13 protein-coding genes are annotated in these 22,443 nt (G+C 50.4%); 12 read left to right on the forward strand and 1 reads right to left on the reverse strand.

Annotation, left to right across the window (positions count from 1 at the left end; genetic code table 11):
* Positions 1-195 precede the first annotated feature (195 nt).
* From PHH49_06220 to PHH49_06275, 12 genes are all read left to right on the forward strand, one after another.
* Positions 196-522 (forward strand): hypothetical protein, encoded by a 327-nt coding sequence (locus tag PHH49_06220; GenBank protein MDD5488535.1) that lies wholly within the window; start codon positions 196-198, stop codon positions 520-522.
* Between the two features lie 25 nt (positions 523-547).
* Positions 548-2,032: a hypothetical protein gene (locus tag PHH49_06225; GenBank protein ID MDD5488536.1), complete on the forward strand. Its 1,485-nt coding sequence runs from the start codon at positions 548-550 to the stop codon at positions 2,030-2,032.
* Positions 2,033-2,047: 15 nt separating this feature from the next.
* Entirely contained in the window at positions 2,048-2,377 is a 330-nt protein-coding gene (locus PHH49_06230; protein ID MDD5488537.1) for a hypothetical protein, read from the forward strand.
* Between the two features lie 131 nt (positions 2,378-2,508).
* Positions 2,509-2,739, forward strand: a complete 231-nt coding sequence (locus PHH49_06235; protein ID MDD5488538.1) for a MerR family transcriptional regulator — start codon at positions 2,509-2,511, stop codon at positions 2,737-2,739.
* Positions 2,740-2,759: 20 nt separating this feature from the next.
* On the forward strand, positions 2,760-3,860 hold the full coding sequence (gene pilM / locus PHH49_06240) for a pilus assembly protein PilM (protein ID MDD5488539.1): 1,101 nt from the start codon (positions 2,760-2,762) through the stop codon (positions 3,858-3,860).
* 1 nt (position 3,861) lies between these two features.
* On the forward strand, positions 3,862-4,488 hold the full coding sequence (locus PHH49_06245; GenBank protein ID MDD5488540.1) for a PilN domain-containing protein: 627 nt from the start codon (positions 3,862-3,864) through the stop codon (positions 4,486-4,488).
* Positions 4,478-5,431, forward strand: coding sequence for a type 4a pilus biogenesis protein PilO (gene pilO, locus PHH49_06250; protein MDD5488541.1), 954 nt, complete (start codon positions 4,478-4,480; stop codon positions 5,429-5,431). Before PHH49_06245 ends, pilO begins: the two co-directional genes overlap by 11 nt.
* Positions 5,421-7,169, forward strand: a complete 1,749-nt coding sequence (locus PHH49_06255; protein MDD5488542.1) for a secretin and TonB N-terminal domain-containing protein — start codon at positions 5,421-5,423, stop codon at positions 7,167-7,169. The genes pilO and PHH49_06255 overlap by 11 nt, the downstream gene beginning before the upstream one ends.
* A gap of 37 nt (positions 7,170-7,206) precedes the next feature.
* On the forward strand, positions 7,207-8,436 hold the full coding sequence (locus tag PHH49_06260; protein ID MDD5488543.1) for a type II secretion system F family protein: 1,230 nt from the start codon (positions 7,207-7,209) through the stop codon (positions 8,434-8,436).
* A 96-nt stretch (positions 8,437-8,532) separates the two neighbouring features.
* Positions 8,533-8,895: a hypothetical protein gene (locus PHH49_06265; GenBank protein ID MDD5488544.1), complete on the forward strand. Its 363-nt coding sequence runs from the start codon at positions 8,533-8,535 to the stop codon at positions 8,893-8,895.
* Between the two features lie 78 nt (positions 8,896-8,973).
* The gene (locus PHH49_06270) at positions 8,974-9,441 is read left to right on the forward strand and encodes a prepilin-type N-terminal cleavage/methylation domain-containing protein (protein ID MDD5488545.1); all 468 of its coding nucleotides are present in this window, start codon (positions 8,974-8,976) and stop codon (positions 9,439-9,441) included.
* A gap of 114 nt (positions 9,442-9,555) precedes the next feature.
* Positions 9,556-11,190 (forward strand): ATPase, T2SS/T4P/T4SS family, encoded by a 1,635-nt coding sequence (locus tag PHH49_06275; protein MDD5488546.1) that lies wholly within the window; start codon positions 9,556-9,558, stop codon positions 11,188-11,190.
* Between the two features lie 8 nt (positions 11,191-11,198).
* Here the strand turns inward: PHH49_06275 and PHH49_06280 are convergent, their stop codons facing one another.
* Positions 11,199-22,292 carry a hypothetical protein gene (locus tag PHH49_06280; GenBank protein ID MDD5488547.1) on the reverse strand — a complete coding sequence of 3,698 codons (11,094 nt, stop codon included), beginning with the start codon at positions 22,290-22,292 and terminating at the stop codon, positions 11,199-11,201.
* Positions 22,293-22,443: the final 151 nt, after the last annotated feature.

Raw genomic sequence — 22,443 nt, forward strand, 5'->3', positions numbered from 1 at the left:
CTTGCCGCGCTCCGGGGTCGTCGCCTTCTGGGTCGCCGACACTTCCTCAGGGGTCGGTGCCCCCTCGGGCGCCTACGCACACACGGTTCGGTGAATAGGAATTCTCGTTCGGTTGCCGATGATATTTTGCATAACACTCCCCACATGATGTATACTAAAGCGAAGGGAGATAGTAGTCTTCCCTAAGGAGGGGAAATGGGACGTTATGTGTGTATATTGATAAGCGTTTTTCTTTTAGCGGCGTTTTCGACGGAAGCCCAGCAACAAAAACCACAATATGGGAAAACATACGCTGAAAAGATCGCGTCAGGAGAACAAAAGATCGTGGACGGTGGACAAATAGACACGTTCTACCTGCTTGATATGGTCAATCTTAGTAAGGATATGCGGACGCAGAACGCCGATATATCTTCCGATATTACCGATCTCGCGGCTCTGGTAAAAGAAGGTAATGACCTTATGCGCGAACAGATAGCTCTTGAGAAACGCCAGATAGAACTTCTTGAGAACCTCCAGCGTTAGAAAACGCAATGATCGAAGGAGCTTAATGATAAAGACGATAAAAGAATACAGGTCTATTCCTTTACTTGTTAACCTTATTATTATCTCGGTCCTGCTCATAACGCCGCTTAGCGTCGCCAAGATGGGTTATAGGCCGCCGGATGACGCGCTCAGGCATGCGGCTAAGGCTGTTTCTGGGAAAGACTGGCAAGACATCCTGGTGATACGGGAAGGATATACCATAGACAGCCACATAGGATGGCATAAGTTCCTGGGGTGGATACACCATACACTGGGATGGGATACAGATGCTCTGGTGGTCTTCGAGATGGTCTTTCTGTTCTTTTTGTTCTGCCTGCTTCCTCTTCTTTTTTTCAAACGTGCCGAATATTGGATCTTATCCCTTGATATAGTGATGTTGAGCGTAAGCAACTATGTAATGAGGCTTGTTAAAGGGCGCCCGTACATATTTTCCATGACCACGCTGCTTTTGATATTTCTTGTGTGGGAAAAACTGAAAGAGAAGAAAATACGATATGATATCCTTATAGCGATAATGCTAATGACCGCAGTGACCACTTATATACACACAAGTATATGGTTCCTGTTCGCGCTCCCGGTAGTATCGTTCGCTATTGCTAAAGAATGGCGTGTGGCGGGACTTGTCCTCGCATCGCTTATATGCGGTATTATCGCGGGCATGATGTTCACCGGGGATCCTGTCGCATATGTTACGCAGACCATATCGCACGCGATCTGGGCGTTCGAGAGCGTATCAATGCAAAGACAGCTTGTATCTGAATTCCTGCCCTTCCAGGGGAGCTTCCTCCTTGTGGTATCGATCTCACTTTTTTTATTATGGCGAGCCGCAAGAGGAAAATGGGACAGGGCAATGTTGTTTGACCCGATGTTCATTATGGTCGTCCTGTCGTGGGTCTTAGGTTTCAAGGCCGTGCGGTTCTGGGATGATTGGGGCATACCTGTGCTGTTGATATGGATGGCCAGGGAATTCCAGGAGGCCATGGGAGATAAGATCCCTTTGAAAAGCCCGGGCAGGCTGGTCTTTACGCTTGTTGTAGCGATCGTTTTTTATTGTCTGGGGACCAACGATTATTTTACCCGGTATACAGGGGAAAAGCCTGTTGGATGCTTTTGCGACGACGACAAAGAAGCGGAAGGATGGTTGCCGGAGCCTGGTGGTATCATGTATAGCGCAAGCATGGGGCTTTTTTATAAGACGTTCTACGAGCATCCAGATGGGGATTGGAAATATATCGTGGGATATGAACCTGCGATAATGCCGGAGGAAGACCTTCTTATATACAGGTATCTACAGACCGCTCCCGCTTCCAATGCCGGGTATGAATGCTGGATAGAAAAAATGAGCGAAAAGGACAGGATAGTCCTCCCAAATATCAAAGAACCTGAGATAGGGGGGCTGGAATGGAAATACCTGACGGTATATGGTATCTGGGTTGGGAAAAAGACGCCGGGAAAACGATATGAGAAAGAGAGTGGCCAGGAACGATAGCCATGGAGGGGAGAGATGAAAGGGATCAAGGTACTGTTCATGTGCGTTGTGTTAATTGTTAACGGGTCTTTCCCGGTCCTGTGCCAGGATAACGTCGATAAGGACCATGATAAATATATTTACGAAAAGGTAGGGGCGAACGACATTATAGGGGATCCCGGAACGGCGGACGAACAGGAGCGGGAGATCGAGAAGGACCCCATGGAATATGATGAGGAAAAAATAGGGAAAAGCGGCATTATAGTACCTTTTACGGGGAAAAATGACAAGTTCCCCGAAGAGCCCCCTTCTCCGGATAAAGATGTTTTTACTGAAAGTCCCGGCAAAGATGGTGTTATAAGGTAACCCAGGACGCCAGTCAGACAATAAATACGCCTACAGTTGACTTCTTTCCGACGGTCAGGTACACTTTGTTCGAAACTTATTAAACATACAGTACGTTTAAATCATTCAGATATTATAAATTGGAGGTATCCATGGACGATCTGGTGGCAGTAAGAGAGCTGGCGGCTCTCTTGAAGGTTTCCCCTTCCACCGTAACTTATTATACACAGTTAGGACTGTTCGATGTTACGGCAATAGATGGCAAGAGGAAACTTTACAAGAAAGAGCATACGGTCGGCGTCTACAAGAGAATACAACAGGCCAGGAAAGAAGGATATCCTCTGTCTCTGATCAAGAGCACTATAATAGTGAAAAGCAAATAAACGGAACGAGAAGAGGATCAATGACGGAGAACATCCTACAAAAAATAAGCAAGATCGACATGCAAGGTCTTCTGGGAAAGATCCCGAAAACGCTTTCCTTGCCCGGGGGGGGAGGGAAGAAGAGCGGGTTGTCATATGGTGTGGACGTAGGCGCATCATCCATAAAGGTCGCGGGAGTAATGTGCAAGAAGAACAAGTTCGAGGTGAAAGAGCTGGATTACTACAAAGTGGCTACTGTGTCGACCGAACAGGAGCGATACAAGCTGGTATCCGAGATGCTTGGTAAAATAAAGCAGGAAAAGAAGCTCAAGTCAGGAGTGCATATAGCGATATCGTCTGACAACGCAAAGATGTTCCTCCATGAAATACCGCAAATGGGTGAAGATGAAACAAAAAAGGCCGTGGGGTGGAAAGCGACCCAAACGATGGCCAATAAGAACCAGAACGAACTGACGTTCGATTATGTCCCGGTCCCCCCTATAGGGGTCAAAAAAGAGAATATGCAGACGGTTTTCGTAGTGGCTTCGGAGAAAACCCGTATAATCAAGGAATTGGCCATGTTCGCCGCCGCCGGCATAGAGGTCCTGTCTGTAGACGTTGATATCCTTGCCGAACTCGAAGCGCTGGTCTGCGCGGGATATTTTGATGACGATAGCCGTGTTACCCTCCTTATAAACGTAGGACGCCAGGAATCAACGCTATGTGTCGTGCAGGGGAAAGCGCCATATTTCACGCGGAACATGAAGGTCGGCGGGGAGGCTTTTTCCTCGGGAAACGGAACAGCGGTGCCGGATGACGGCGGGCTATCCAGAGATGATATAGACACGATAAGGAGCATAGTTGTCAGCATTGAGAGGGACTTCAAGTTCTTTTCTTACCAGGTGGCACATTCGACTATTACGAAATTCGATAGTGTACTGCTAACGGGTGGCGGGTGCCTGATAGAAACGCTTTCCCGCGGTCTTGGGGATATGCTTGGAGTTAACGCTGTCACGACAAAAGACACGGGCAGGATGGAGATATCCGGAGATATGGGGAAAAAGCCTAACTGGTCGGCAATAAAGGATATAATGCCTGTTTTTTATACCGCCATAGGACTTGCGCAAAGGGGAATGCCATAACATGAAAAGAATAAACCTTATTCCCGAAGAATCCAGAAAAGTGGATGTAGTACAGATCCTGGTCCGGGAGGTTCTTTCAAGCAAGATCTTTTATGTGGCGGTAGCCATGGTGACGGTTTTTGTGCTCATAGCGATATGGCAGGACGGTGAGATAAGGAAATACAACAAAAAAATGCTTTTGCTCCAGGAGGAATACGGGCTCCGGCAACAGGAGATCGCCAAACAACAGGAAAAGAGCGAGTTCCTGGATAAAAAAATAGAACAACTGGATAAGCTGAAAAAACTTGTTTCTGACAGGAAGCAAATACTCGAATGGTACCTGTATTCGGACATAAGATGGTCCGGCATACTGGCGGAGATATCAAGGGTGGTGCCCGAGGGCCTTACGTTGAACAACCTGTCGCTTAAGCCGGACGGGTTCATCTTCAAGGGAACGGCTCAGGGCAACGAGATCATATCAAAGTTCATGCAGACGCTTGATAATTCACCTTACTTTGAAGGTACGCGCTTTATTTATACAGAGAAAGAATCGACAGGAGAAGAGCTTGTAGCGTTCCAAGTGGAAACTGTCTATTCGCGAAGAGAGAACCGGGTGCCGCCCGAAGAAAAGAAGGAAGATGGCCAATAACCTGAACATAGACGTCAAGCAGATCATGGACCTTTATAAGAAAGCCAAGGCCCTGCCTAAACAACAGAAAATGCTGCTTACGGCGCTTGGTGTTGTTTGCATATCACTTCTATATATGAACGCGGTATATAAACCGAAAACCGCGATATTAAAATATTACAAAGGCGAAGTCGGGAAATACCTGTCGATGGACGAGACTGTCCGCGTTGATACCATGGCAACGGATGAAAAGGAAAGCAAGGTATCCAGGCTTCAAAGGGTCATTGACGATCTCGACAAAAAAATAGGGGAGATGGAAAAGGGCCTGCCGACACAGGGGAAAATACCGCAGGTGCTGGGGGAGTTCGTAAGCCTCGCGGAAACAAATAAGATAGACATCACATCGATAAAACCCGAATATCCGGACGAGCCCATCAATGTATACAAAAGTATGATCGTAATGCTCAAAATGACGGCGGAATACGGGAATATCCTTAACTTCGTAAGTGATCTTGAAGGATCCATAAGCTTTGTAGGGATAGACAATATACTCATCAGAGAAAAAACGGGAGAGGAAAAGAACCTCATTGAAAGCGAAATAAAGATAACGGCCCTTCTCAAGAACACGCCGGAAGCCATGGGTAGGGAAGAATCCCTGGATGATATCGAGGTCTTATCGACGCCGGAAACTATGAAAGATCCTTTCGCAAAAGAGTTCAAGAAGTCAGAAACGAAAGAGAAGCCTGTAAAAGAGGATCTTACGGTGTCAGGTATAACTTTGGCTGGCTCGCGGTCCACGGCCATAATAAATGGGAAGATATATAAGTTAGATGATAAGATAGGCGAAAGGACAGTAAGCAGGATAGAGAGAAATTATATTGTCCTTAAAGATGGAGAAACGGATTATGTACTGACCTTATATGATCCGGCAACAACAATAAAAGGAGACCAAAATGACAAATAAGGTCTATCGCGGCAAAATGGTGGCGGTGGGGATATCGCTGTTGCTTGTTCTAGCGGAACCATTGTCCCTGTCGGCGCAAGATGTGCTCCCGGCGGATGTGATGATCCCGGCCAATATAGAGATGGGGAACAAGGCGCTGACGGAAAAACAGGCATTGAAAGATATCGTTGTAAGCATAGAATATGATGACGTGGATATCGGATCGATCATAAAAGCGCTGTCCTATACGTACAATATCAATTTTATCGAGACGACAAAACTTTCCGGTAAAGTATCGGTGTCGTTGCAGAATGTTTCCCTTGAGGAGGCCCTTAAGGCCATACTCGGGACACAGGGGTATACATATTCCAAGGAAGGTGATATTTATTATATCGTGGAAGGCGGCGGCATAAAAGACCTTGGCTTGCAGACCGAACTTCTCCTGCTCCACTATTTAAGGGCCAGTACCGCTTTGAACTTCATTGAGGCCCTGTCCTCCACAAAGGGGACTATGTCGATCTCGGAATCCACGAACGGAATACTTATTACGGATTTCCCGGACATAATTGAAAGGGCCAAGGACCTTATCGATAAAGTGGACATCCCGCCGGTACAGGTGATCATCGAGGCAAAACTACTGGACATAAACAAATCGGACCTTGAAAGCATAGGGACCGCGTTCACTTTCGATTATTCGCCTATAGGTATCGGCAAGGGTATATTCAACCGAAAGGTCTCCACGGAAGAAACGTTCGCGGGCGAATTCGATAATACCGCGACCAGCGACCTGCCGACAGGTCAGTTCAAGATAACCGATCTCAGCATAAAAGGGTTCGAGGGGACCCTCCAGGTGAACGCTCTTCTTGAGAACAAGGACACGGATGTACTGGCGTCGCCGTCCATAGCCACACTGAACGGCCTGGAGGCGAAAATACTTATAGGGGAAAGATACCCGTATAAAGAAACGACCCAGACAACTACCGGCACGACAGAGACCACGAATTTCGTGGACATAGGGACTGTCCTCGCGGTAACGCCTTATGTGTCCCCCGGTGGATATATAACCATGGAAGTGCATCCGGAAGTCTCGACCTTCCTTTCAGCGTTGGATGACGGGAGCCCCAGGATCACAACAAGGGAGGCCACGGCGACCATACGCGTAAAGGACGGCCAGACAATAATGCTGGCTGGGCTTATGAACAGGAACGACACCAAGACGGTCGACAAGATACCTATACTGGGGGATATCCCGCTCCTCGGGAAACTGTTCTCGTCGAAAAGTACCTCTTTCGACCAGAGGGAGCTTGTTATCTTCCTGACCCCGCATATAATACCGTTCGAGCCTGCCGGGCGTGAAGCTAATTACATGGGGAGAAAAGAGACGTTCATAAATCTCGAGGGACCGGGAGAAAGAGCGCTTATATCCGCGACACAGAAAGAAGCGGATGATCTGGCTGACGGTAAAGGCATGATGGCCAGGGACATGGGGAAAACCACCAGGCTGGGCAGCGCGGCGGACAGGTACGCGCAGATAGCCCAGGATTTCCCGGATTCACAGGAGGCGCCGTACGCGTTGAAGAGGGCGGCGGAAATATACTGTTTCGAGCTTAAGGATTATAATTCCGGCCTTGATATGGCGGTCAAACTTTTCGAGAAGTATCCCACCAGTCCATATGTGGCCGATGCAATAGCTGTTATTGATGAATGCGATAAGGCAATAAAAGAGATGGAACTTGAACAGGATGTTTTTGCCGAATAGCAGGAACGCGGAATAAAGACCCAGGCGAAAGGTATTTGTGCAGTTCATATACAGGGCCATGGATAGCGCCGGTCAGGAAAAGACCGGAGTGATAGAGGCTGACGGGCAGGAACAGGCCGCCAGCGATATAGCCGCGCGCGGGTTTTTTCTGATCGAGATAAAAGAAAAAAAATCGTCCGGGACCGGCAAACAAAGGTCCGGGGATATATTACAATCGCTTTTGAAAACCCCTCCCAGTAAGGTCGAAGTGCTTTTTTTCACGCGCCAGTTCTGTGCCATGATGTCGGCGGGCGTGCCAATACTCAAATCGCTTAATACGGTGACGGGTATGGTGAAGAACGAAAAACTCCAGGAAATATTAACGGATGTAGGCGACCAGATAAAGAACGGGTCGGATTTTTCCGAGGCCCTGAGCAAGTACCCGAAAACATTCAATAAAATGTACACCAGCATAGTAAAGGTAGGGGAAGCATCCGGTAAGCTGGACAAGGTCATGTATGACATTATAGACATTGAACAAAAGATGATGGATATAATGAATAAAGTAAAATCCGCAATGACGTATCCGGTTGTTATTTTGTGCCTAGCCGTAGGCGTTGTGGGCTTCGTGGTCACTTCTATCCTTCCAAAATTCGTTAAGATATTCGCCGGTATGGGCGCAAAACTCCCGAAATCCACGGTAGCGCTGGTAGCGATCGGGGATTTCTTGAGGGGGAACTTTACATTGGTCAGCGTGGGGTTGGCAGCGGCAGTAATAGGGTTCATAAAATTCAAAAAGACCGAGACAGGGAAACATATACTTGATAAGATCATGCTGAAAATACCCGTAGCGGGGGAAATGGTGCTCAAGATACACGTTTCCAGGTTCGCGCGTACGTTATCGGGACTTATTGGATCTGGTATCCCGCTTAACAGGGGGCTCGAAATAACGGTAGAAGCCGAACAGAATTATGTTATAAAGAGTGCTTTAGAACAGGTAAGGGTTGCCATAGTCGGGGGGACAAGCCTGGCCCAGGCCCTTCAGGACGCCGGTATCTTCCCGGATGTTGTCATACAAATGGTGGCCGCCGGGGAAATTAGCGGTAATCTGGACAAAATGACCCTGGACGTCGGGGATTACCTGGACTCGGAAGTGGACCAGGCCATTAAGATGATAACCACTCTTATAGAACCTTTGCTTCTCGTGTCTATGGGGGTGGTCATAGCCTTTTTGGCATTATCCATTTTATTACCGGTTCTTGGTGTGGTAAAGGCTTTTAAGCATTAAGAGAAGGAAAAAAACCAATCATACTATTTATTGGCACAACAGTAAGGGGTTTTTGTTTGCATTTTACGTAATAGTAATATATATTTTAAATATAGTATGGTAACAAAGAGTGTCAAAAGAAAAAAAAAGGCACCATACGGGGGAAAAGGCTCTATACTTATTATGGTCATAATAATGTTCGCTTTTTTGACCAGTATGGGTGTAGGCTTATTCGCTTTAGTGAATTTGCGGTTCAGTGAGGTGCAACTCGAGATAGACAGGACGAAAGCGTTCTATCTGGCTGAGGCGGCTATATCTCTGTCGATAAATAGCCTGAAACATAGCGGAACAGGGTCAGTAGGGCCAGTGACTTTAGCGGACGGTAGTGAATACAGGGCAAGCGTGTCCGGCGGGATAGTAACGGGTATAGGTAAAGTTGCCGGCATCACTAAAGAGCTGGAAGTTACTTTTAGTAGTTGACGCAGAGTAGATATTTAAGGATAGACGCAGCATTTCAGATAATGGATATCCGGAATGCCATAAAAACAGGAGGTGCTAATGAGGACCAGGATGTTGTTAAAGAATAAGGGTTTTACCCTTATAGAGTTGATCATAGTCATAGCCATACTAGCCATTCTAGCGGCGGCTATAGTGCCTAACTTTATGGGTTTTGATAAGGACGCGAGGATATCTACCACAAAATCCAACCTTGAGACCATACGTTCAAGGGTGAATATGTACAGGCACAAGAACGGGGTATACCCCAACACTCTGACAAGGTTGACAGATGATACCTATGACGATGCGGGAGCGAAAGTGCCATATTTGAGGAATATCCCGCCGGAAATGGTACACAACCTTAAAGAAAAAGAGGGGAATAACAAAGTGTTCTCTGCCGCTGGAGATTCGAATAAGGGTGGATGGTTCTATGATACGGCCGCGGGCTACCAGGTATCCGTTAATCATACCGCTCCATTGGGACCGGATTGGGGAGAATATTCCGCAATAAACCCGGAAAACTGGTAATTAAGCGGTTAGCGTTACTATGACATGACTCAGGGATGTGCCGTACTTGCCTGATCAATAGTGCGGCGCATCCTGTCTTTTAGAGGGAACAACCTACTCGCGACAATTATAAATATGCAGAAAAGGGCATTACTTGGGGACTTGCTTGTCAGCAAAGGCTTGGTTAAGGCCGAGGATATACAAGCGGCGCTTGAGGAGCAGAAAAGATCACATCGCCCTCTGGGGCATATTCTTGTCGAAAGGAACCTCATAACGGAATCCGACCTCCTTCTGGTGCTCGCCCAGCAGCTGGAATATCCATATGTCAACATAGCCGAAGAGGAAATAGAGCCGGACGCGATGAATGCCGTAACGTTCGAGATGTGCGAAAGCCTCAACATCATACCTCTAGGACTTGATGGGAAGAACATCAAGGTGGCCATGGCCGACCCCATGGATCTCAATGTCATAGATATGTTACAGGAAGCTACCGGCATGACGGTCCTTCCCCATTTCGCGGCATCCAAGGATATACGCCAGAAACTGGAGAAGATCAGGTCCGGGGCAAGCGTAGAACAGGCCGCCGGGGACGAGATGAACGAACTTGCCCTTGGAGGGTCCACCATAAAAATAGTGGACGATATCATCGAAAAAGCCATTGAGTTAAGGGCCAGCGACATACATCTTGACGCGGAAGAAGAACAGATGAAATGCCGCATGAGGATAGACGGGGTGCTTATCGTTACGGGTACCTTTCCCAAGGAGATGAAGGCGCCGCTTGTCTCCAGGATAAAGATCATGTCAGGTGTTAATATCGCCGAAAGACGTCTGCCGCAGGATGGCAGGATAAACGTGAAGGTCCGGGATAAGGACATAGACCTACGAGTTTCCACTTTCCCGACCGTGTTCGGGGAATGTATAGTAATGAGGGTACTCGACAAATCAAAAGGGATATATAAGCTTGATGAGATAGGCATGGATAAACAGGATATCGTTGTGTTTCGCCGTATCATCAACAGGCCCTACGGCATGTTCTTTGTGTGCGGGCCTACCGGATCGGGAAAGAGCACTACCTTATACGCGGCTCTTAACGAAATGGACAAAATAGAGAACAATGTCATTACCATGGAAGACCCGGTGGAATACCAGATGCCGCAGGTAAAACAGGCTCAGGTAAACGTGAAAGCCGGATTCACGTTCGCTACGGGGCTCAGGGCAATACTCAGGCAGGACCCGGATATAATAATGATAGGAGAGGTCAGGGACGTGGAGACCGCCGAGATCGCGATACAATCCGCTCTTACCGGCCATCTCGTGTTCTCCACCATACATACGAATGACGCGGTAAGCTCGGTCGCGCGACTTCTGGATATGGGGGTGGAGCCATTCCTTATCGCGTCTTCACTCATAGGAGTTCTGGCGCAAAGGCTTGTAAGGCGTCTTTGTCCGGAATGCAAGAAACCCGTGAAGAACATCCCGGAAGAAGTGGCAAAAAAATTCGGCATAACGCCGGAAGAAGAGAAGAACGTCTTCCAGCCCACAGGGTGCCCAAAATGCAATATGACCGGATACTACGGACGATGCGGAGTGTTCGAGCTTTTAGAGATCAACGACAATATCAGGGAAAAGATCGTAAAGAACGCTTCGCAGCAGGAAATAAAAGAAACAGCCCTGGCTAGCGGCATGAGAGCTCTTATGGATTGCGCCAAGACCAAGGTTATCGCGGGGATAACCAGTATAGAAGAGGCCCTTCTTTTAGAGACCAAATAACAGGTCAATTATCTGTCAGGTTTCACCATCTCCTTGTTTATGACCCTCCATCTTTGCGGCAAGATATCTCCCCCGAAAGATCCGAACTGGAGTTCTCCTCCCTGGGTGGACATATAGTCCACAGTTGCCTCAGCATACACTTTTTCGGAGGTAGTGCCCGAGCTTCTGGAAACCTTTATTTCGCATACGCCGTTCTTTACCTGGGTATCGCCGTCAGAGTAGGCCAGGCAATCTATCCTGTAAATATTAGCGTCCGGAGTAAGGCTCCCGTCCGCTCCGAGAACGAATTTGGAAAGAGTAAAGTTCGTGGAAACATCTTCCGTTATTATCCTGCCACCGACCTTGTCCTCCATGATCTTGATCTTTGTGTTAAGAGGCCCGCGCGGGTTCACCGTAGCGGCGTTCTCGACCACTATCTTCGCGGCAAGCAGGTTTATGGGGGCGGACACTGTGACGGAAGCCGGGTAGTTGATGTCATATACGGAGAAATCGCTCTGCGACAATTCGGGATTGATGTTCTTGACGTCTTTGTACAGGATACCCCACGAGGCTTCGGGGACATCGACGCTCAAGAGCTCATCCTTGTCGGTGTATAACGCTCCGTCCCTGAACACGAAGTCCTTTCCCGTTCCGTCGAAGATTATCGTTCCGCGGTAGTTCTCTATGTCCGCGTTATTCGCGTCCCTGGCGGTAACGCGAACCGTAAAGGGTTCTCCTGTATAGAAGAACGCCCGGTTCGCCGGTATGCCCGGGATACGGATATTGAAACTGGCAGGAACGAAGTTCACCTCTTCTGACACACCTTTCTGGTTCTGTAGATAATAATCAGCGCACTCTATTTTCAGCGTTCCCCACCTGTTGTACTTACAATTAGGGGCTGTGGCGGTGCCGCTGGTCCACGTAAAGGAGGTGGGTGCGGTAATTGTTCCGCCCTGGTAGTTCGACGGGTCCACGTAGGAATTAACCCGGATATAGACCGGCCCGAGGAAGTTAGGGCAGATGTCACTATGGTAATTGAGCGCTTCGAGGTTAACGTCGAACGTATCGTTCACCTCGACATTCTCTGGAGCATCCACCGTGAAAGTATATGGAACAAAACGGAATTCTCCCGAAGATGATTCGGTTTCCCCGTTCATCGGGTCCGATACCACGAAAGAAACGGTACCGCAATCCGGATACTCCAGGCCGGTCAAGGTTATTTCCGGGCCGTTCATGGCAAACGACGATATTGAAAGTTCCGCCGAACCCGTCGCGGGATTGAGCTTTCTTGCCGCGATGGATAGTGTCCCCGTGAAAGATTCGCCGTCGCGTGTGCCGATCACAAGATCGAAAGGTTTGCCGGCCACGCGTGTATATTGGCCGTCGGCAGGACGGATCTTATAAGTGTTGAAGGGCGATAATATCCCGATAGTAAGGTAAGCGTCCTTATACGCGGAGTCCGCATGGCCCCTCAGTACGACACTTAACGGAGGCGGGGCCGTTCCGTTGTACTTGAAGTAGAACTCGGGTGTTCGTGTCGTCCAACGCCTAATGGTAATGCTGGATATTTCATTGGTCCCATTGGGATCGGAATAAAAATGGCATCCATTTTCCCTGGAAGCCGAGAGGTCTATCACAAGGTCCTGGTTCCCCTCCGGGGTTTTAGCGTTGCCGAAACAGTCCCGGAGCTCTATCTTATAAGGACCCTCGAGCCTGTTGTAGTCCAGCGTTTTTGGACAGTCAGATGTGAAAACAAGTCCCTGTAACCAGCTGATGTATACGGTGCCGTCACGCCCGTTATACTGCGCGTCGTAGGCCCGGCCGCCCGAAGCAATGACTTTATCAATAGAGGTGAAGTCTTCGCCATCATCAGCATGAAGGGCGATCCTTCCGCCGCCGGAACCGGCGTCGTAATATGTCGCGTCGCCATAAGCCCTTGAACCGGAAGCCGTTACTGATCCTGACCCCTGCATTTTAAGGCCTCCGTACAGGAAGACGCTGCCACCGGTAGAACCGGAAGGAGACGGATAACCGTTGGATTCAACGGTGCCGTTAATGGTCATCGTACCTTCCCTAAAGGTTGTCAGGTCAATGGCATAAAGAAGCACGATACCGCCGGAAGCGGCGTATCTTGACCCCGTGCCGGACTGGAGCGGGTAGTATGCGTCGCCGTAAGTCCCGTATTTATAGGTGGATACCTCGCCGGCGGATATCTTGCCTGACAGGCCTCCATAAGAGGGACCCTTATAGCCGGTGCTTTGAACGAGCGGGCAGATGCCCGGTCCGCGTTGCGCGTCGTTCCCAAGACCGGTGGCGGAAACGATCCCACCGCTTTCCACTACGATATTTCCACCGAGGATGAAGGTGTACGGCCACGGAGCGGAATACCACGCATTGCTCTTGGCTTTAAGTTCGGGGAGACAATCTACTTCCAGTCGGCCCCTGTTCTTGATGGTCAAATTGCCGAAGTTATATAGGAACAAGTCGTTTGAACAATCATGGCCCAGTCTCAGCGTGCGCTTGATCTCAAAATTCCTCTTCATGTTCGTGGGGAACGCGATAGTCCCGGCATGCCCGCGGGAAACATATGTAGTGGGATAACTCCCGGAAGGCGAATCGTATACCGTACCGCCGTTGACGCTCATCGGTCCTGTGAAAGTCAGGTCCGTATTCCCGGAAGGGTTCACGAAACTTATTCTGCCTCCGGAACCTCCGCCGACAGCCGTACCGGCAGAAGAGGACTTATAGTATCCACGTCCGCCGGCCGCGGAGATCACGCCCTCACCGGAAACGGTGTCAGCGATGAACCAAACGCTTCCTCCGGAACCTCCGTAATTTACTGTGGAGTCCGCGGAGACCTTTCCGTCGACTATAACATTATTCGCGGAAAGTTTTATGGCTCCGCCACCCTTGGAGCTCAGGCGGCCCACACCCCATTCTTCCGGGGAATAAGCGTTACCGTAGGTTACGGGGAAATAGTTCGGATGCGAGGCGTTATAGGCGGTGTATCCGCTGGTAGAGTTGCCTTCCACTACGGTGAAACATCCGCCGAGACTGCCATAGGACCCGCCATAATACATGTTCCTGTTCGAGGTTGTGGAGCCGTACGGGTCGTGTCCGTGTTTCAGGTCCGGGGTCGTATTCTTGTCGTATCCAAGGTCATCGGCTTTTATCCATCCCGTATCATGCACGTTGATGTCGCCGTTAACGGCAAGGTTGATGCGGCAAGAACCGCCAAAAGTGCCGTCGTCGCTACCATGGCCATTGCCATGGCCGTTGTTCGGGGTTGTCAGCGTGCCCTGTTCATATGTGAGGGTGCCGTATACGTCGAGGTCCAGGATAGTGATCGGGTCAACATCCAGCGGGACCATGGTCGAGGGGTCTTCCTCCGAGGGTCCTTCCGGGCGTATGGTCACGATATGGCCTTTATTTATAGTGACGTTATGTGAGGACAGGGGGACCATTTTGAGGTCCCATGTCTCAGGATCATCCCAGTATCCGCTTTTCCTGCTCGCGATATTGGAACTTTCGGTGAACGTTATCACATCGGTAGAACCTGTTATGGGATCGTCGACCAGCCCCATCAACTGGTCGTCATTGTCCGTTGCCGTTATTCTTATACTTTGCGGGTCTACCGGGGCATCATAAGCCAGGTATATGGTCCCGACCCCTCTTTTAAAGTACGCGGAGGATACGGTGGTTTTACTAAGCGTCCCGGCTTCCTCGCCCGGGCCCGGGTTTACGAGATCAAATGTGAGTTCGATAGGGGTCAGGGGCGAGTAGAACGGGAACGTCTCGACAACCCCCTCAGGCGTTGTCCTCTTGGCGGTTATTGTCAACTTGAAGTCCTTTCTGGTCGCCTGATTGGCCGCGGCACTGACCTCAAAGAACTCGGTTTGAGGCAGGAACGTAATGGTCTTGGACACCCCGGAGATGTAGTCATGGCGCACGTCCTGGACAACGAACCGCACTTTACCCTTACCTCCATAAATAAGACCGGGTTCCGGGAGTATGGTTATAGTACAGACACCGTTCACGAATGGATATTTGACGGGGTCTACCAAAGTCATGTTAAGCTCGTAATCGTCCAACGGGATCTCCGGTTCCACATAGATGAGAGGTTTAAATTCCACATAACCACTATAGGCTGTACACGTTGGTAATATGTCGGGATCAGCGCCTTCCCCCTCCACCGCGCGAATAGTAAGCTCTAACGGCTTGTTGCGGACAAGAGTATAATCATCGGGATAAGCGGCGTCGGTAGCCAATGTTGGCGTGATGGAGAATTGGCGTGTAGCCTGGCGTATCTCGAAGTAGGTATTGATCCGTCCTGAGATCGAGTTAGTATGGCCCGAAGCCGTGACGCGAAAACGTATCAAGGTATGGAATCCCGTATAAAGCGCCTTTATCGTGCATTTGCCGGCAGCGTCAAAGGTATATCCTCCGGTGGGGATGTCAACGAGGCTTACTGTCCCGGTCGTTCCCTCACTGCCGTAGGCGATCTCCGGGAATATGCCCGTTATGGTCTGGCCGGCATAGTCGTCAGAATTATCCCCATTCCATTTTTTTGCCTGTATGTTGATCGTGAACGACTCATTCTGGTATTTGGGATCGACGTCGGGCTGGGTCAGAAGTGAAACAGCCAGCCAGGTAGTTTCCTGTTTGAACGTGAGGATGACCTCACCCTTTATATCCGGGTTCTCATGGTCCTTGGCTATTACCTTGATGCTTCTTATCCCCGTATATTTGGGCGCCTGTCCTTCCGTGAGACTGCTCGGCAGATAACATTGCCCGCCGGAGAACCCGACCGCGGCGGTCGATGTCGGGGTGAAAGTGCCTCCTTCAGGAGAATCTATCACTTCAAAGGAAATGTCGGCGGTCCCTGTATAATGTATATCATGGTTGTTGAAGACATCCAGTGCCGTTATATACATGGTGAAAGGTTTATTCTGTATAAGGTTATTCTCGTCCGGGACCGAGAAGGAGAAGTGGGACACGGGTTGCTTGAAATGTATGGGCTGGGGTGTTGTGCCTGTTATGGTAAGGCCGGTAAGGGCCTCCTCATCAGGGTCATCTATACGGATGTTCAGGTATCCATGGCCGGTATATGTCGCCGGGAGAACGCATTCCCCATGCTCAAGAACAAGGGCGACCGGATCATATTGGAGCTCACCATTTGCCGGGTCCGGGTCGTCCGGGAGCACGGTAAGAGTTACGGCTTCGGCGTAAGTGGTTGAGTAGGTGCCGTCCCGTTTGACGCCATATACGCGTAACCTGAATTCCTGGTATTTCATCTGGTCGTAGTTATCGTCGAAAGGTATGACGTAGAAATGGTCCACCTCGTTCAGGACGACGATAGACTCGCTTTCCGAGCTTATGTCGTCAGGCTCTTCCGTATCCTCTACATAAAGCGTAAGAGGGCCTTTCCCTGAGAATGTCACGTTGTATATCGCCACTCCCTTGTCGCCATCCTGGAAGCCTTCGGCGACCTCATAGGTAAGTGAGCCATAGGGATTATCAACGCTTTCCGATATCGCTATCGGCCCGTTATAGATGGTGGAAGTGGTGGATCCGTCCTCTTTTAGGCCTGTTATCTTGAGCTGGAAGGGTTCGTTCTGTATGAAAGTCTCGCTTAGCAATTCAAGGGAGATATGGCGTGCCTCTTTCTTGATGTCTATAAGGTCGGAAACGCCGATGATCTCTGAAACGACACCTATATTTTCAGTGTCTGCTGTCGCGGTAATGTGGATATCGTCTTTGCCGTCATAAGTCACGTAAGTAGTAACAACGCCGGAAGGACCCATGATCACCTCGGAAGGAGAGATGCTGCCCGCGCCGTCGACGGTCAACTCTATCGGCCCCCTGTACACGTTGTCCGGGACGAACCCGTTCTCGTCGAGCACGCTTATCCTGATCTGGAACGGTTTGTTCTGTATGTGTTCCTCGTCTGGATCAACAAGCTCGACGGCAAAACTCTGGGTCTCCTGTTCCACCGTGATCTGGTTGCTGAACGTGCCTACGATATTGGTTATGACCTCCGTGCCGTCGGCCGTATCGCTCGCCCTGAAGGTGATATTCGACCCGGTCCCGGTATAGATGACGTTAAAGGTTCCCTCGCCGCCAGAGAGCTGGAACAGGCCGCCATCTTCTCGGACGAGAGAACCATTTCCGCCGAATTGCTCGATCGTAACAATGCGTGAATACCCTGTGGACACGGAGTTGTCCGATTTCAGGGCTGAAAGCTTTATCTGGAACGCCTCGTTCTGTACCTGCGGGCTATTGATATCATCGAAAGAGAATGTGCGGGTCTCCTGTTCCACCGTGATATCCTCGGTCTGGCTGGAAAGCCCGGCGACATCATCGGTAACGGTAAGGCCTATATCACCTTTGCCAGAGAAGGCCAGGTTTATCTCGGGGGTCTCACCGTTGGTGAAAGTGACCGCGGATTGGGCCACGGAAAAAGTTCCCGCGACCGAACCGCTCTTGATAAAGTTTATCGTGCGCGATACGGACGGGTCTTTTATCTTGGAGCCAGTATAGTCAAGCGCGCGTACCTTGAAAGAAAAATCATCGTTCTGTATGAACGGCGGGTTCAGGTAGATTATGAGGAAACTTTGCGTTTCTTCGTCAAAGGTAACGCTGACACTCTTGGATACGGCGAAATTAACGCAGGATACATTCAATACGGCGGCACCTTTGCCGTCGAAAGTGACGCCCTCAAGGGTGTATGTCCCACCGGAGAAGCTTGATCCAGGGATAGACGTTGTGGAAAGGGTGCCCGGAGCGCCTGAAACGGAAATAGATACGGCGTCATTGAAGTGGGTGGCGGTGGCTTCGCCTCTTTTGGCCGTAACGGTTATATCGAAAGGTTTGTTCTGTATGTATTCCGAATCCTCCGTGGAAAGGGTTACTACCAGCGATGTCGCCTGCGTTGTGAAGTAAAGTCCCGTAAGAGAGCCATTGGTAGAAGGATTGCCGTGGTCCGAGGCGTTTATCGAGATGTTGCCCGTGCCGGTGTAGTACATTGATACCGTGGCCACGCCGGAAGAGTTGAAAGTAACTACCTGCTGCGGGTTCGATAGAGTTCCGTTAGCCGAAGCCGGGTCGGCCAGGGTGAAATCGATTGTCTTGGTCACGCCGTCGGTCTGTATGGGGTGGCCATCCTCATCAAGGGCCGTGATGGTGATGTTGAAACTTATCCCTTGTGTCTGCGATGAGCTGGCGACGGATAATCCGAAGCCGTTGGTCTCCTCCAGGAAAGTAACCTCTTCGGATATGCTTTCGACCGTCGGGTCATCGTCGTCGGCGGCGGAGATGGAAATGGTCCCCGAAGCCGAATAAACGTTACTTATGGTGGCTAACCCACCGGAGAACGTGACGGAGGAAGACGTGGTGCTTAAGCTTCCCGAACCGTTCTCGGAGAAAGTAATGGTATGGGTTCCGCCGTAAGAGGATAAAAGTGCCCCGTCATAGTCAAGGGCCCGGACGACAAAAGAAAAATCACCGTTCTGCCGGAGAGAGGTAAAGGGCGCCACCGGGACGACATTCGTTACCTCGAGTTTCCGCAGCTGCTGGGCGAAGGTCTCGCTGTCTGTGCCTTCCACCCCGGGGAAATTGTGGGCCTCGGCCTTTATGGTAGCGGCGCCGCTGGCGTCATATACGGCCGTTGTTACGCTTGCCGATCCCGAGCCGAACTCCGAGCCGCTTATCGTAAGCGGGTCGATCGAACCGCTTCCCGAAACGACCGATAGGTCCACGTCGTCATCGAAATATATAGCGTCCGCACCGCCGCGTTTTGCCGTGACGGTTATCGTGAACGATCTATTCTCGACGAATTCCGAATCGTCTGTAGAAAGCTCGACCGTAAGAGAGGACGCTTGTGTATCGAAAGAGATATCATCGACCTGGCCTGAGATGGACGCGGTCGCGTGGTCTTTGACGAGGATATCGATAGTGCCCGTACCGGTATAGTAAATGGGTATGGTGGCCACCCCTGAGGAATTGAACGTGACCGCCTGCTGAGATACTGAAAGTGTCCCGTTGGCTGAAGCCGGGTCGACGATCGAGAGGTCGAGGGTCTTGGCCACGTTATCGGCCTCTATCGGGTCGCCTAATACATTGAGGGCGGTTACCGTAAGATTGAAGCTAATGCCCTGTACCTGAGAGGCCGCTGCCGCTACCTCCAGGGAATACGTTTCCTGTAGGAATGTGGCGCTGGCGGCCGTACATGTGATGGACGCGTCGCCGGATACGGCGGCGGAGATAGAAATGGTCCCCGAAGCCGAATAAACATTATTTACGGTAGCGGTTCCGCCGGAGAACGTGACGGAGGAAGAAGCGGTGCTCAGGCTTCCCGAGCCGTTCTCGGAGAAAGTAAGCGTGTGCGTCCCGCCGTAAGAGGACAATAGCCCGCCGTCATAGTTAAGGGCGCGTACGACAAAAGAGAAATCCCCGTTCTGCCTGAGGTCCGTAAAAGGCGATGTCGGTGTGACGCTGACAACGGAGAGCTTGCGTAGTTCCGACAGGAAGGTCTGCGATACGGCGGTGCTTGTTATGGAAGTGTCCGTGTTGTCCTGCACGGTCAGTGACGCCACGCCGACGCCGTTGAACTGCATCGTGATAATGCCGGTCTCGCCGTTCGTGAACGTGACAGGCAATGTCGAGAGGGAGAATGAGCCAGAGGCGGCCCCTCCCTTGACGAACTTAAGGGTGCGGGATACAGGGGTATCCTGTATCTTCGCGCCGGCGTAATCCAGGGCGCGGACCTTGAATGTAAAGTCCCTGTTCTGGATGTACGGCCCGGTCATGTCTATTATCTCGAAGCTCTGCGACTCCTCGTCGAATGTCGCGGAGTCGGAGTCGGAGAGAGCGAACGTATCGCTGGTAGCGGTGATGGTAATAGCGCCTATGTTGTCGAAAGTAACGTCATGCAGAGTGCAAGTGCCGCCCGAGAAACTCTCGCCGGGGATCGAGGTCTCTGAAAGGTTGCCCGAAGCGCCGGATTTGGATATGGAAACGTCATCGTTGAAATATGTCGCCGCTGAAGCGCCGCGTTTAGCGGTAACGGTTATGTCGAACGGCTTGTTCTGTATGTATTCCGAATCTTCCGTGGACAGGGAGATCTCGATAGAAGTCGCTTGTGTATCGAAAGAGATATCATCGACCTGGCCTGAGATGGACGCGGTCGCGTGGTCTTTGACGAGGATATCGATAGTGCCCGTACCGGTATAGTAAATGGGTATGGTGGCCACCCCTGAGGAATTGAACGTGACCGCCTGCTGAGATACTGAAAGTGTCCCGTTGGCTGAAGCCGGGTCGACGATCGAGAGGTCGAGGGTCTTGGCCACGTTATCGGCCTCTATCGGGTCGCCTAATACATTGAGGGCGGTTACCGTAAGATTGAAGCTAATGCCCTGTACCTGAGAGGCCGCTGCCGCTACCTCCAGGGAATACGTTTCCTGTAGGAATGTGGCGCTGGCGGCCGTACATGTGATGGACGCGTCGCCGGATACGGCGGCGGAGATAGAAATGGTCCCCGAAGCCGAATAAACATTATTTACGGTAGCGGTTCCGCCGGAGAACGTGACGGAGGAAGAAGCGGTGCTCAGGCTTCCCGAGCCGTTCTCGGAGAAAGTAAGCGTGTGCGTCCCGCCGTAAGAGGACAATAGCCCGCCGTCATAGTTAAGGGCGCGTACGACAAAAGAGAAATCCCCGTTCTGCCTGAGGTCCGTAAAAGGCGATGTCGGTGTGACGCTGACAACGGAGAGCTTGCGTAGTTCCGACAGGAAGGTCTGCGATACGGCGGTGCTTGTTATGGAAGTGTCCGTGTTGTCCTGCACGGTCAGTGACGCCACGCCGACGCCGTTGAACTGCATCGTGATAATGCCGGTCTCGCCGTTCGTGAACGTGACAGGCAATGTCGAGAGGGAGAATGAGCCAGAGGCGGCCCCTCCCTTGACGAACTTAAGGGTGCGGGATACAGGGGTATCCTGTATCTTCGCGCCGGCGTAATCCAGGGCGCGGACCTTGAATGTAAAGTCCCTGTTCTGGATGTACGGCCCGGTCATGTCTATTATCTCGAAGCTCTGCGTCTCCTCGTCGAATGTAACGGGGTCAGACGGGTCTGACTCTGTGCCCGTGTCGTTGTCCGTGGCCACAATGGTTATCGGTGTAATGTCACCATATGAGATCGAAGTGGTACATACGCCGGAAGTATTGAAGGTATATGTTCCGGGTACTTCGATCCGGGAACCGGATTGTTCTATTATTTCCAGGGTGATGTCGCCGTTGTAGTTCGGTAACGGGTCCGCGCCATAGGAGGGAATGGCCGTTATGGTTATTTCGAAAGCTTTGTTCTGTATCTGCTCAGAGGCCGGTACGGCTATGTTAAATCCGCCGATATTCTTTACTACGGAAATAGTGGCATTGGCAGAGAGGGAATCATCTTCCGCGGTTATTGATACGGAATTGCCGAACCCGGTGTATTTAAGTGTATATGTGTTAACCCCAGCGGTAAAGCCCGTTTGGGAAACGAGCTCTATTGAGCCTGTTCCGCCGGAAGACGAAAAGGAAATGTTTTTATCATAGGCTATGGCCGGGTCTCCCGTGTCATTGAATGCCGACACCTTGACCGTGAATTCCTCATGCTGGGTTACTTCGGCGGGGACATCGGATAAGGTCAATTCGTTTATATGCTCCAGCTCAAAGGTGAAAGGGGACGCGCATGTTGAGGGTATGCCGGGGTTGCCCGTGTCGCGGGCATATATGTTGAAAGTTCCGGTGCCGGTGTATTTGAAATTTTCTATGGAAAGGTATCCACTGCTGTCGAAGGTCGCGGTAGCCGGTACTGGTACGCCATTGGATGTGGGGTCCGTATAGAGTTCGATCGTATTGCTGCAGCTGTAAAGTGGATAACCTTCTGAGTCAAGGGCCATTATCCTTAGCCAGAACCCCTGGTTTTGGGTCTGGCTATAATCGCCATTCAGGGATTCCACCCGAAAAGAGGCGGGCTCCTCGTCGGCTCCGACTGACGCGGTGATAAAACAAAAAAGAAAAACCGCAGCTATCGGCAGGAATTTTTTTATAAACCCTGAACTTTTATTGGTTATTATGGTTGTCTTCATGACACACCGCCTTTGCTATATGTTAGAACCAAACTTTTTATTACCACTACTAAACTCTATTAATAAGTATATACTATAAAAAAGGCAAATGCCAGCGCAGGCACCTACCTTTTTGTTCTTCTACGAAAAAACAAAGAACGCAAATACTGAA

This window comes from Candidatus Omnitrophota bacterium, from assembly GCA_028715965.1.
Lineage (GTDB): Bacteria > Omnitrophota > Gorgyraeia > Tantalellales > Tantalellaceae > JAQUQS01.

Excerpts from the sequence above, each read along its gene's own strand:
- PHH49_06220 (MDD5488535.1), top strand. The coding sequence starts at position 196 with ATGGGACGTTATGTGTGTATATTGATAAGCGTTTTTCTTTTAGCGGCG.
- PHH49_06225 (MDD5488536.1), top strand. The coding sequence starts at position 548 with ATGATAAAGACGATAAAAGAATACAGGTCTATTCCTTTACTTGTTAAC.
- PHH49_06230 (MDD5488537.1), top strand. The coding sequence starts at position 2,048 with ATGAAAGGGATCAAGGTACTGTTCATGTGCGTTGTGTTAATTGTTAAC.
- PHH49_06235 (MDD5488538.1), top strand. The coding sequence starts at position 2,509 with ATGGACGATCTGGTGGCAGTAAGAGAGCTGGCGGCTCTCTTGAAGGTT.
- pilM (MDD5488539.1), top strand. The coding sequence starts at position 2,760 with ATGACGGAGAACATCCTACAAAAAATAAGCAAGATCGACATGCAAGGT.
- PHH49_06245 (MDD5488540.1), top strand. The coding sequence starts at position 3,862 with ATGAAAAGAATAAACCTTATTCCCGAAGAATCCAGAAAAGTGGATGTA.
- pilO (MDD5488541.1), top strand. The coding sequence starts at position 4,478 with ATGGCCAATAACCTGAACATAGACGTCAAGCAGATCATGGACCTTTAT.
- PHH49_06255 (MDD5488542.1), top strand. The coding sequence starts at position 5,421 with ATGACAAATAAGGTCTATCGCGGCAAAATGGTGGCGGTGGGGATATCG.
- PHH49_06265 (MDD5488544.1), top strand. The coding sequence starts at position 8,533 with ATGGTAACAAAGAGTGTCAAAAGAAAAAAAAAGGCACCATACGGGGGA.
- PHH49_06270 (MDD5488545.1), top strand. The coding sequence starts at position 8,974 with ATGAGGACCAGGATGTTGTTAAAGAATAAGGGTTTTACCCTTATAGAG.
- PHH49_06275 (MDD5488546.1), top strand. The coding sequence starts at position 9,556 with ATGCAGAAAAGGGCATTACTTGGGGACTTGCTTGTCAGCAAAGGCTTG.
- PHH49_06280 (MDD5488547.1), bottom strand. The coding sequence starts at position 22,292 with ATGAAGACAACCATAATAACCAATAAAAGTTCAGGGTTTATAAAAAAA.